Source organism: Tenacibaculum sp. AWR4_210, from assembly GCF_056160945.1.
On sequence record NZ_JBSWYF010000011.1, the window covers coordinates 110,769 to 124,007 of the forward strand.

Here is a 13,239-nt window from a genome sequence, read left to right on the forward strand (position 1 = left end):
AAATATAGTTGATTAACAGATTATAAAAAAAACACCCAAGAATTGTTCTAAATAGATTTAATAGTCCTTCTCTTTTGAAAATTTGACTATAAACAAGTATATTTGGGGACAAATTTTACGAATTTAACAATAATATTAAACAATAGATGGATTTTAACCTTACTGAAGAGCATTTAATGATTCGCGATGCTGCACGTGATTTTGCACAAACCGAATTATTACCAGGAGTCATTGAAAGAGATGAAAAACAAGAGTTCCCTAATGAATTAGTTAGAAAAATGGGAGAGCTCGGATTTATGGGAGTGATGGTAGATCCGAAATACGGAGGAAGTGGAATGGATACCATTTCTTACGTGTTAATTATGGAAGAATTGTCAAAAATTGACGCTTCGGCCTCGGTAATGGTTTCTGTAAACAATTCATTAGTGTGTTATGGATTGGAAAGCTATGGTACCGAAGAACAAAAACAAAAATACTTGACAAAATTAGCCACTGGTGAACAAATTGGTGCCTTTTGTTTAAGCGAACCTGAAGCGGGAAGTGATGCTACCTCTCAGGCAACTACTGCTGAAGATAAAGGAGATTACTACTTGTTGAACGGTACAAAAAACTGGATTACCAATGGAGGTCGTGCAGATGTATTTTTGGTAATCGCACAAACTGACAGAAGTAAAGGACACCGCGGAATCAACGCTTTCATCGTAGAAAAAGGTATGGAAGGATTCCATGTTGGGCCTAAAGAAGATAAATTAGGAATTAGAGGTTCAGATACGCATACTTTACAGTTTAACGATGTAAAGGTTCCTAAAGAAAATCGTATTGGAGAAGATGGATTCGGATTCAAATTCGCCATGAAAACACTTTCAGGAGGACGTATTGGTATTGCTGCTCAAGCTTTAGGAATTGCATCAGGAGCCTATGAATTAGCCTTAAAATATTCAAAAGAACGCAAAGCTTTTGGTACGGAAATTTGTAACCACCAAGCTATCGCATTCAAATTGGCTGACATGTATACAGAAATTGCCGCTGCAAGGCATTTAGTAATGCAATCTGCCTGTGATAAAGATGCGGGTGCCAACTACGACCGTTCGGGAGCTATGGCTAAATTATACGCATCTAAAGTAGCCATGGAACAGACTGTTGAAGCTGTGCAAATTCACGGAGGAAACGGATTCGTTAAAGAATACCACGTAGAACGTTTAATGCGTGATGCTAAAATCACACAGATTTACGAAGGAACTTCAGAAATCCAGAAAATCGTTATCTCAAGAAGCTTGATCAAAGAATAGTTTCTTAAAAACTTAATATCAAAAGCTCGTCATCACTTGACGAGCTTTTTTTATAGGATTGATTTGTCCTTAATAATGATTAATTTTTATACCATAGTTTTTTTAGTGAGTTCTTATTTTTGAGAGCTAAAAATTTAAACTATATGAAAATTAAAAGAATGCTAATCGTCCTCTGTTTGGCGATTACAGCCGCATGCTCAAATGACGAACCAGCAGACAACCCTACAGGAGGAAATCCTTCAAATGGAGGATCAACACCAACTCCTTCTTCCATTGCTACCGTAACAAAATTAGATGCCTTTACAACTTTACCTTTAGAGGCCATCCATTTTGTCAATGCGACAACTGGGTATGCCGTTGCGAGTAAGCTGAATTCAGGCGGTTCAAAATCTTCCTCTATTTACAAAACTACAGACGGGGCAAATACCTGGACTAAGATCTACAGTACTTCCTTGTTTAACATTGCTAAAATCAAGTCAAAAGATGCCAATTTTCTAATGGCCATCGCTCCTACAGGAGAGGTTTTAACAACTAGGGATGCTGGTAGTACCTGGAGTTTAAACAATGCCTTAACAGGTAAAAACTACCATTTAACAGATTTGACCTTTCATACAGGGGATGATGAAATCTATATTGTAGGCTACCATGAAACGACGAAAGACGGATTGATGTTTATCGGAATTAATGACGGTGCTATTTGGTCAAAAAACATCAATGCTGAACTTACAAACCTCGTTAAAGCAACTCCGTTAATGGCTACAGAATATTTAGCGGCTACCAAATTGCTCGTCTTTTCCGGAGGAACGAGTACTAAAGGAGCGCTCTTTACTTTGTACAAAGCAAAATACGAACGCGAAGGAAACTATACCGCAGCTCAATTAGTGGATGTTGCGGCCAAAGACGGAACTGTTATCGCTGTGGGTAACAACGGACTAGCCAATACAGGAAGTGAGAAAGGAGTCATGTTTGGATCGGTACATAACGGTGACTGGAATGATGTTGATTACGGTCACAATAACAAACTTGTTGCAGTAGCCTTGACACCCTTATCTAAAAATGCGGTTGCCGTGGGACGAAATACAGCTTCTCAATCGACCGATGGAGAGTTTATCACCGTCTCAAAAGACAACGGAAATAGCTGGCATAGCATTAAACACAGTATTACCAACGGAGCTTGGAACGATGTTTATGCTTTAGATGCTGATACATTTATAGCAGTAGGAGCACAAGGAATGCTGGCAAAAATTGAAATCAAATAACAATACCCTAGAACGTCACTTCGGAATCGTTATGAAAAACTATGTTACATTCAAAACTACCGAGACATGCTGCCTCAGTAGTCCAAAATAACGATGCCTTTTGACATCTATTTAGTTTGATAAGCCCATCATTTTTGATGGGCTATTTTTTATCCGCCTATCGGAGTTAAACCTAAATCAGGTAGATTCCAACACATGGAAGTAAGCCTAAACTGCACGCGAATTTTCATTCGATACGAGTAACCTCCATTGTAAGAATGCCCCGTAACTCGGGTGTAGCCCGTAATGATATACCCTTTTCCAGGTCTCAGTGCTTGCGCCTTCGTTTTCCATCCGTCCATATGAGCATTTAACGCATAGGCAGGTGTACAACAATTTTTTATTTCAACCCAAAACTCACGATACACATAGGTGTTTCCAGGCGCCCAGTTACAATTGCCTAATGGTTCGGTTCGACATTGATTCATCATTGAAATCATGTTGTTTTGATGTACATAAGGACTTCCACTTCCCGAGGTATAGGAGCATCCATCATCTATTAAGCTGTTACACGGAGGAGATATGGGAGCCGCCATTTCTACATCCTTTCCTACCGTTGTTTTTGATTCGACTTCAACTCCGGTAGTACCGGAAGTATCTGGCGGTGTTACCAAATCTTCAGATGAACAACTGACGATTACCATACTTAACATTCCTAGTACTACCCATGATAGTACCGTTTTTTTTACGTTTAAAATTCTCATAATAAATTTGATTAGTTTACCTACTCTATTCTAAGGCTTTTCGGTAGCCACCTGTCTTATTTTTAGATCGATCTATTGGTAAGTGTTGGGGTAACTATTTTCATTACCCAATAAATTCTAAAAAAACAGGATTACAGCTCCTGAGAACTGTTGAGTATCCTAATTTTTTGATATCTTGAATCCATGAAAATTGAAGAAAAATTTGACAATCCCGTATGGACTGCACTAGAAGAAACCCATAAAAAATTTGCCCTTATCACCGATGAAGGACGTTTTTACCAACCCGAAATTTGCCCTTTCGCAGCAATTGGAGCCAACGATCAAATTGACAAAGCACTTGCTTTTTACGCCGATCAATGCAAGAATTTCTTTTTTGTCAACAAGGAGCCTATTCGTCGTCCCAACTTCCCAAGCCATCAAGAAGTTTTTTGCGACCAAATGATCTTGGAAAACTTTAATGCGCCAACCTACACGCATACTATTGTTCCCCTACAACAAAAAGATAAAAAGGCCCTCTACGACCTAGTATGGAAAGTGATGCCTGGCTATTACAAAGAAGAAACTTTTAGTATGGGAAATTACTACGGAGTTTTTGACAAAGAAAAACTTATAGCCGCCACAGGTGAACGATTGCAAACTCATGATTTTATCGAAGTCAGTGCAGTAGTAACAGATCCAGACTATCAACGCATGGGATTAGCCAAACAATTGGTGGGCCATACAACAGAGGGCATCATCGCACAAGGCAAAACTCCCATATTACACGTTGCTTCGTCCAATCAAGGAGCCATAGCACTCTATCGCAAATTAGGGTATATCTTTACTCAAAAAATGGTTTGGACGCACTTTATTCTTTAAAATCTACAGCATGTAGCTGCAAGCCCGAAGAAGGAGCGATTGTTTTCATAAATTCAATCGTGCTTTCGGGACGCAGTGATTCTTCAATATAGGCAAGGTCGTAATTTCCCTTTCCCAATTCAAACAGCGCTCCCATAATCAAACGTATTTGATTTCGCAAAAAACCAGTACCTCGTACAACGAGAACATAACTCTTTTTAGGAAAAAATGATGCCGTTAACTCCGTATTCTCAACAATCGTACACATGGCTATTTCACGTACTACCTGAGTGTGCTCGTTGGGTTTGGTACAATACCTTGTAAAGTTATGAGTACCTTCAAACAATCGGGCTCCACGTTGCATAAGCTCCAAGTTTAAGTCGTCCAAAATACCCGTGATAAACGGGGCACTAAATGGATGATTCTTCTCCCCAAAAGAAAAATAATATCGGTATTCTTTCTGTTTTGGATGCTGAATAATATTAAAAGTATGATCCGTTATTTCTTCCACTTCTAACAAACGAATATCTGCCGGGGAATTTCTGTTAAAAGACACTAAAAAATCATCAAAATCCAATACTTCATCGATAAACAACTGTACCGCGTAATTATTGGCAGATACCTTGGCATCCGTTCGGCCTACGCCAACAGTCTTTGTGCGAATGCCTGTACATACAAACTTAAGTGTCTTATCAATAGCCCAATGTACCGTTTTTAAATTAGGTTGTTTTTGCCAACCGTGAAAACGAAACCCCAAATATTCAATTCGCAATAAGTAAGTATGCTTGTAATTCATAACACAAAGCTACGATGAAAAAAATGGCCATACGAATTTAAGAAACAACCATAATTACCAATTTCACAATAAAAACATCAAAACACAAAATATAAATCAACAAAACAACCAAAAGAATAAAATAACACAATCAAAATAACTAAAAATTACATTTTTTTTGAAAAAATCTCATTTTTACTGATATAGTAATTTGGGACTTCTTTTTTGGGGATATTCTATTTTCCAATTTCATTGAAGCAACCATATTACAACATTCATATTTTTTGCTATTCTTTTTTGATTAGTACTCCCCGATTGAAAACGATTTCGGAGTACTCCAGGAGGCTAATCATTTGTTTTTTAGAATGTTTTACCCCAAATTTGTATAGTAACAAAACACAAAATTAATGATATACGTAATGAAGTCACTTCGAGATAAAAGAGGTTTTGACCATCGTCAGCTCGGCTCAATGGTTAAAAAAACACCACCCCTTCATCTTTTTTATACGTTGCTTTCTACTTCAAAACGCATACCTCTTAATCAAAACACGTTGCGACGGATGCACTCATCTGTACATGCTTTCTAAAGAGTAATTTACTCAAACACCTACGACGCTTATGAAGCCTTGTGGAAGCAAACTTTTTTGCTTCCCTAGAATTCTATTGCCCTAAACCAGCGCTATAAAACAAATAATACATGAAAAAAATCGAAGCCATTATCAGAAAATCTAAATTCCACGCCGTCAAAGAAGCACTGCACAAGGTCGGAGTTAACTTTTTCAGTTACTGGGACGTCACCGGACTTGGAAATGAAAAAGAAGGACACGTGTATCGAGGAATTACCTATAGTACAAGCGATATTCAACGACGTTACCTCTCTATAGTTGTCAATGATGATTTTAAAGAACCTGCCATCAATGCAATCCTGCAAGCCGCAAGTACTGGCGAAGTTGGAGATGGAAAAATTTTTGTTTCCAATATCGAAGAGAGCTATAGAATTCGAACTGCAGAAACCGGTAATGACACCCTAAACTAGATACCCTAACTACCATGAATACACTTACTACCAACAACCTATGGATGATGCTTTGTACAGCCCTCGTTTTCCTTATGCATCTCGGATTCACCTTCCTCGAGATAGGGCTTACGCGTCAAAAAAACACCATGAACATCCTATTTAAAAATATTTTCATCATTACCACAGGACTCCTATTGTACTGTCTTGTCGGTTTTAGTTTTATGTATCCTGGCTTTAGTAAAGATGCCCTAGGAATAATCGGATTTGCCGGTTGGGGGCTTCAAGCACCTTTGGCAGACGGAGTTTTAGATTTGAGTTATAACGAAAACTACACCTATTGGACTGACTTCCTTTTTCAAGGAATGTTTGCTGCCACAGCCGCAACTATCGTTTCAGGAGCCGTTGCGGAACGAATGAAGTTAGAACCTTTTATTCTTTTCACCATACTCTACGTCGGATGTATTTATCCCATTGCCGGATCCTGGAAATGGGGTGATGGATTCTTGAACCGCTTAGAAACTCCCTTTTACGATTTTGCAGGGTCAACCTTAGTGCACTCCGTAGGAGGCTGGGCCGCACTTGTTGCCGTTTGGCTTCTAGGTCCGCGTATTGGAAAATTTAAAAATGGAAAATCAATGGCCATTCCAGGACATAACTTGCCTATGGCTACCGCAGGAGTTCTGTTGTTGTGGTTTGGTTGGTTTGGGTTTAACGGCGGCTCCGTTCTTTCTGCCGATCCGTCAAAAACATCCCTCACCCTAGTAACGACCTCTTTGGCCGCTGCCTCTGGTGGTTTAGTTGCCTTTTTAATAACCACGTTTCGTTACAAGTACTACGATTTACCCATGTTTCTCAACGGGATTTTAGGTGGCTTGGTAGCCATTACAGCTGGTGCAGATGTTATGAGTCCTTCTGAAGCTATAACTATCGGTGCTGTTGCTGGTGGCTTAATCGTCATGGCCGTACTACTCATCGATTCTCTACAATTAGACGACCCAGTAGGCGCGATTGCCGTTCACCTGATTTGTGGCGTATGGGGAACACTCGCAGTAGGAATTGTCGGTGATTTAGCGAGTTGGAAACAATTCACCTCGCAGTTACTAGGAGTTGCCAGCTATGCTTTAGTATGCATCGTCAGCTCCTTTGCAATATTAAAACTTTTGAAAATCGTTATCGGACTCCGTGTTTCTGAAAAGGAAGAACGCGAAGGTCTCGATAAAAATGAACATGGAATAAATGCTTATCCAGAATTCAGATTAAACGATTAAAATTATTATTTATGGAAGATCAAGGCCTGTATTTAAAAGAGTTTGAAACTGCCAATTGTGGAGCTGGTTTCATTTGTAACCTTCATGGAAAAACCTCTCATAGTATCATCCACAACGCTCTCGATATCCTAGTCCGACTAGAACATAGAGGCGCCGTAAGTGCCGATGGAAAAACAGGAGATGGCGCCGGTATACTCATCGATATACCACATGACTACTTTGCCAGAGTCTGTGAGTTTCCACTCCCTAACTTTCGAGAGTACGCAGTTGGAATGCTATTTATGCCTACAAAAACAACACAACAACGTTTTTGTAAAGAAATTTTTGAAACCGAGTTAAACGAGCAGAATATCAGTATTCTCGGTTGGCGAAAGGTTCCGGTTAACAATGCCGTTCTGGGTAGTATCGCTGCCGAAACAGAACCAGCCATAGTTCAAGTATTTCTTAAAAAACAGTCTGATATCAGTGATTTTGAATTTCAAAAAAAATTGTATGCTGCTCGCAAAGTGACGGAACAAAAAATTGCTCGTTCCAGACTCTCTCAAGCGAATTACTTCTATGTTTCTTCACTGTCTACTCATACCATTATTTACAAAGGACTCCTCATTCCTGAAGATATTGGTCCCTACTATCTCGACCTTCAAGAAACGGATGTCGTTACGCGTTTAGCGCTAGTACATCAGCGCTTTTCAACCAACACCTTTCCGGCATGGGAACTAGCACAACCTTTTCGTTACCTCTGTCACAACGGAGAAATCAACACCTTGAAAGGAAATATTAGTCGAATGAAAGCCCGAGAAGAGCTCATGGCAAGTCCGGCATTCCAAGATAAAATATCCGACATGGTGCCTATTATTCCCCCAGGTAAATCTGATTCGGCATCGATGGACATGGCTGCCGAACTCCTACTAATGACTGGAAGAACCTTGCCAGAGGCATTGATGATGATGGTACCAGAAGCTTGGGAAAAAGCGAAGAATATGAACCCGAAGAAAAAAGCTTTCTACGAATACCACTCCTGTATTATGGAGCCCTGGGATGGCCCGGCATCCATTCCGTTTACCGATGGAAATTATATTGGAGCCATCCTCGACAGAAATGGACTCCGCCCATCGAGGTATACGGTAACTACGGACGGTCTCGTTATCATGGCCTCTGAAACCGGTGTTATAGAAGTTCCTCCGCACAAGGTCGTAAAACACGGAAGGCTGGAACCGGGAAAAATGTTTTTGGTAGATATGAACGAGGGACGCATCGTAGAAGACAGCGAAATCAAAAATAAGATTGTCGCCCAATATCCCTACGAAACTTGGTTAGAAGAACACAGACTCCCGCTCGCCAAAATACCGTATACCCAAAATCCTCCAAACCAAGATACCATCCAATACCAAACGCGACTCAAGGCATTTGGATATACCACAGAAGATATACAAACCATCATCAGCCCGATGCTTACTAAGGGAAAAGAGGCTATTGGTTCTATGGGAACGGATACCCCATTAGCTGTTTTGTCATCCAAGCCGCAACTTTTATACAATTACTTTAAGCAATTGTTCGCACAGGTTACCAATCCTCCACTAGACGGTATCCGAGAAGAAATTATCACAGATATCAGTCTTGCCATCGGGGGAGATCGCAATATTTTTGACATTGTTCCAGAACAAGCCAAAAAGCTCCGTATTCAAAACCCCGTAATTTCAAATGAGGATTTAGATAAAATAAAGCATATTCACCATCCTGATTTCTCAGCCGTAACCCTTCCGTTACTCTACAAAATAAACAAAGGTGTAAACGGCTTAGAGCACGCCTTGGAGCAACTGTTGTTTAAGGCGGAAAAAGCCGTTGACGCAGGAGCTAATATACTCATACTCTCAGACAGAAACATTACCGCTAAAAAAGCTGCTATTCCAGCCTTGCTCGCTTGCTCATTTTTACATCACTCCTTAAATCAAAAGGGAAAACGTTCGAAGTTTGGTATCGTCATAGAGACTGCAGAAGCTCGTGAACCGCATCATTTTGCAACCCTATTTGGTTATGGAGCTAGCGCTATCAACCCTTATTTGGTGAATGAAATCATCACCCACGAAGTGACCAATAAGAATGACATCAATCTTACCAAACAAACGGCCATTGCTAACTACAATACCGCTATTGGTAAAGGTATCCTAAAAATTATGAATAAGATAGGAATCTCTACCTTGCATTCGTATCGCGCTTCACAAATTTTCGAAATTTTAGGACTGAAAAAATCCTTTGTCAACAAGTACTTTCCTAATACTCCTAGCCGTATAGAAGGCATCGGTTTATACGTCCTTGAAAAGGATATCAGCAAACGCCATCGCAAAGCTTTTGATACTGAACAACCAGTATCTTCACTAGCACTGCCCATTGGAGGTGACTATCGATGGCGCCGAACCGGAGAACACCACTTATTTAATCCAAACAGCATCGCAAAACTACAGCAAGCAGTTCGATCAAATAGTAAAGAAAAATACCGTGTATATGCCGAGCTTATCAATAATCAGAGTAAACAATTGATGACCTTGCGTGGACTTCTCGAATTTACCAATCTCGACCCCATTCCAATTGAAGAGGTAGAACCGTGGACAGCCATAGTAAAACGCTTCAAGACAGGTGCCATGTCTTTGGGGTCTATCAGTCAAGAAGCGCATGAAAATCTAGCATTGGCAATGAACAGAATTGGAGGTAAGAGCAATTCCGGTGAAGGTGGTGAAGCAATCGAGCGCAGTACTCCCTTAGCCAATGGGGACTCAAAAAATAGTGCCATTAAGCAAGTTGCGTCAGGCCGATTCGGAGTTTCTAGTTACTACCTGAGCACTGCCAAAGAAATTCAGATAAAAATGGCACAAGGAGCTAAACCCGGTGAAGGAGGACAACTGCCAGGGGAAAAAGTATTTCCATGGATTGCCAAAGTGCGTAACTCAACACCCTTTGTCGGACTTATTTCACCTCCTCCCCATCACGATATCTATTCTATTGAGGATCTCGCACAACTAATATACGACTTAAAAAATGCCAACAGACACGCACGTATTAACGTTAAACTCGTTTCGAAAGTAGGCGTTGGTACCATTGCAGCTGGAGTTGCGAAAGCAAAAGCCGATGTCATACTAGTTTCTGGCTATGATGGTGGAACAGGAGCTTCCCCATTGACTTCCTTAAAACACGCAGGCCTTCCTTGGGAACTCGGTATAGCCGAAGCACAGCAAACACTTGTGTTAAATAACCTGAGAAGTCGTGTTGTATTAGAATGTGATGGACAGCTAAAAACCGGACGCGATGTTGCCATTGCTGCCCTACTCGGAGCTGAAGAGTTCGGATTTGCCACTGCCCCTTTAGTTGCATCTGGGTGCATCATGATGCGAGCCTGTCACCTCAATACCTGTCCTGTAGGAATTGCGACCCAAGATCCTGAATTGCGTAAAAACTTCAAAGGAACTCCAGAACACGTTATAAACTTTATGTATTTCGTTGCTGAAGAGTTAAGAGAAATTATGGCAACATTAGGTTTTCGTACACTAGATGACATGGTAGGCCAAGTTCAAAAACTCCAAGCCAAAAAGGCTATAGAACACTACAAAGCCAAAGGGATTGATGTTAGTGCTTTGCTATTCCGTCCAAATACGGATAGCCCCGTTCGCAATACCACCCAACAAAACCACCATTTGGAACAAACGCTAGATCATCAAATCATTAAAGACATCCTCCCTAAAATTTCCCTTAAAAAGGAGATTACAAAGCATTACCAGATCAAGAATACCCATCGAAGTGTCGGAACCATGCTGTCGTATGAGCTTTCAAAAAGGTTTGGTCCTTCAGGACTTACTCAACAGCAGGTACAGTTGCAATTTGAAGGATCTGCAGGACAGAGTTTTGGTGCTTTTTTGACTAACGGAGTTACACTAGCCTTGGCTGGAGACACCAATGATTATCTCGGAAAAGGATTGTCAGGAGGAACCCTCATAATTAGTAAACCCACAGCCTCAAAATTTAAAGCCCACGAAAATATTATTACTGGTAATGTCAGTTTGTACGGAGCCATTGCAGGAGAGGTCTACATCAACGGACTGGCAGGTGAACGTTTTGCAGTTCGCAACTCTGGAGCACATGCCGTAGTAGAGGGGTTAGGTGATCACGGCTGTGAATACATGACAGGAGGTCGAGTGTTTATACTTGGAGCCGTCGGTAAAAACTTTGGGGCAGGTATGAGCGGAGGCATTGCCTATATCTATCAACCCACAACTACTGATCAGACTCTTTTTAACACAGAGTCCATAGATCTAGACCCACTTAACTTTGACGATAAGCAACTCGTTTTACAGTACGTTAAAAAGCATTATGAATGCACAAAAAGTGATCGCGCCCGATTTCTTTTAGAAAACTGGCATACTAGCCAGCATGACTTTATTAAAGTCTTTCCAAAAGAATACAAAAAAATAGTACAAGAACAACAACAAAACATCAATCAGTTAACAGCATAATTATGGGACAAATAGGAGGATTTAAAATACATCAACGCACCAATGAACAACGATTACCCGCCAAGCAACGCATACTAAACTACGACGAATATACCATTCCTCTTCCCGAGGACACCCAGCGCAAACAAGCTTCTCGTTGTATGGATTGTGGAGTCCCATTTTGCCATAGTGCCTGTCCGTTAGGAAACCTAATTCCAGATTTCAATCACAACGTTCATCTCGAAAACTACAGAGAGGCTCTTGAAATATTGCACAGTACTAACAACTTCCCTGAATTTACCGGAAGGCTTTGTCCCGCTCCCTGTGAAAAAGCCTGTGTTTTAGGAATTATTAAAGAACCTGTAGCCATAGAAAATATTGAAAAATCACTGGTTGAAAAAGGTTTTAGCAAAGGGTGGATAACACCTCAAATCCCCAAATTTCGAACTGGGAAAAAGGTTGCTATTGTTGGTTCCGGACCAGCTGGATTGGCTGCTGCACAACAATTAAATAGGTTAGGCCATTGGGTAACGGTATTTGAACGAGCAGATGCCTTAGGAGGACTTTTACGTTACGGGATTCCCAACTTCAAATTAGAAAAACACCTTATTGACCGACGAATTGATCAATTAAAAGCAGAAGGAATACAATTTCAAACAAACGCCGAAGTAGGTAAAAACATTCCTGTTTCCCACCTCGAATCGTATAATGCAACCCTTTTATGTGGTGGTGCTAGTACCCCCAGAAACCTCCCAATAATGCCCCGTAAAGTGAAAGGCGTTCATCAGGCCATGGAATACCTTACCTTTCAAACAAAATCCCTCTTTCAATCCCTTGCCCCCAAACCTGAATTGGATGCAAAAAACAAAACAGTGATTGTTATTGGTGGAGGCGATACTGGATCTGATTGTATCGGAACCGCCAACCGACAAGGAGCACACAAGGTTATTAATTTCGAAATTCTTCCCAAACCACCCAAATTCAGAAGTACGACCACTCCATGGCCCTTCTGGCCTTTACAGCTAAAAACTACCAGTTCCCATGAAGAAGGTTGCGAACGTAACTGGTTAATAAGTACTAAAGAGTTTATGACGGATAAAAATGGAAATTTGACTGCTCTGAAAACCGTTGAAGTTTCTTGGGAAGTTACCGATGGTACTCATAGACTTAAAGAAAAGCCCAATTCTGAGAAGATTTGGCCTTGCGATATGGTTTTACTTGCATTAGGGTTTACAGGTCCGGAAAACAGCTTAGCGAAACAATTAGGAATACAACTGAATTCAAATTCGACCTATTCGGATACTCAATACCAAACCAATGTCGAATCGATTTTTACGGCTGGTGATATGCGACGTGGTCAATCATTGATTGTTTGGGCCATTGCTGAAGGAAGAAATGCCGCTGATGCGGTTAACCGTTATTTAAATAAAAAGACACTCAGAGAATCGAGTATTAAAAATGAAGATCATTTATTAAGGGCATAAAAAAAACCTCACTACGGATGTAATGAGGTTTTAAAAGAAAGGCGACGACCTACTCTCCCACCAGTGGCAGTACCATCGGCGCTAA

The 13,239-nt window shown here is 40.6% G+C and carries 9 protein-coding genes; 7 read left to right on the forward strand and 2 right to left on the reverse strand.

Annotation, left to right across the window (positions count from 1 at the left end; translation table 11 throughout):
- Positions 1–146: 146 nt before the first annotated feature.
- Positions 147–1,289 carry an acyl-CoA dehydrogenase gene (locus tag ACXAG7_RS17630; protein WP_408045221.1) on the forward strand — a complete coding sequence of 381 codons (1,143 nt, stop codon included), beginning with the start codon at positions 147–149 and terminating at the stop codon, positions 1,287–1,289.
- Positions 1,290–1,432: 143 nt separating this feature from the next.
- The gene (locus tag ACXAG7_RS17635) at positions 1,433–2,548 is read left to right on the forward strand and encodes a WD40/YVTN/BNR-like repeat-containing protein (protein WP_476667647.1); all 1,116 of its coding nucleotides are present in this window, start codon (positions 1,433–1,435) and stop codon (positions 2,546–2,548) included.
- A gap of 149 nt (positions 2,549–2,697) precedes the next feature.
- On the opposite strand, the gene ACXAG7_RS17640 is transcribed toward ACXAG7_RS17635, so the two are convergent.
- Positions 2,698–3,291, reverse strand: coding sequence for a hypothetical protein (locus tag ACXAG7_RS17640; protein ID WP_476667648.1), 594 nt, complete (start codon positions 3,289–3,291; stop codon positions 2,698–2,700).
- A gap of 183 nt (positions 3,292–3,474) precedes the next feature.
- Here ACXAG7_RS17640 and ACXAG7_RS17645 point away from each other — a divergent pair, with 183 nt between their 5' ends.
- Entirely contained in the window at positions 3,475–4,149 is a 675-nt protein-coding gene (locus tag ACXAG7_RS17645) for a GNAT family N-acetyltransferase (protein WP_476667649.1), read from the forward strand.
- On the opposite strand, the gene ACXAG7_RS17650 is transcribed toward ACXAG7_RS17645, so the two are convergent.
- Positions 4,139–4,924 carry a tRNA pseudouridine synthase A gene (locus ACXAG7_RS17650; RefSeq protein WP_476667650.1) on the reverse strand — a complete coding sequence of 262 codons (786 nt, stop codon included), beginning with the start codon at positions 4,922–4,924 and terminating at the stop codon, positions 4,139–4,141. The two genes, ACXAG7_RS17645 and ACXAG7_RS17650, sit on opposite strands and share 11 nt — an antisense overlap.
- Before the next feature lie 676 nt (positions 4,925–5,600).
- Here ACXAG7_RS17650 and ACXAG7_RS17655 point away from each other — a divergent pair.
- The 4 genes from ACXAG7_RS17655 to ACXAG7_RS17670 are packed head-to-tail and all read left to right on the forward strand — an operon-like array spanning position 5,601 to position 13,154.
- Complete coding sequence (locus ACXAG7_RS17655; protein WP_408045226.1) at positions 5,601–5,939, forward strand: P-II family nitrogen regulator; 339 nt, start codon at positions 5,601–5,603, stop codon at positions 5,937–5,939.
- A 14-nt stretch (positions 5,940–5,953) separates the two neighbouring features.
- The gene (locus ACXAG7_RS17660) at positions 5,954–7,189 is read left to right on the forward strand and encodes an ammonium transporter (RefSeq protein WP_476667651.1); all 1,236 of its coding nucleotides are present in this window, start codon (positions 5,954–5,956) and stop codon (positions 7,187–7,189) included.
- An 11-nt stretch (positions 7,190–7,200) separates the two neighbouring features.
- Positions 7,201–11,691 (forward strand): glutamate synthase large subunit, encoded by a 4,491-nt coding sequence (gene gltB, locus ACXAG7_RS17665; RefSeq protein ID WP_476667652.1) that lies wholly within the window; start codon positions 7,201–7,203, stop codon positions 11,689–11,691.
- Between the two features lie 2 nt (positions 11,692–11,693).
- A complete protein-coding gene (locus ACXAG7_RS17670) occupies positions 11,694–13,154 on the forward strand; it encodes a glutamate synthase subunit beta (protein WP_476667653.1) in 1,461 nt (486 codons plus the stop codon).
- Positions 13,155–13,239 lie beyond the last annotated feature (85 nt).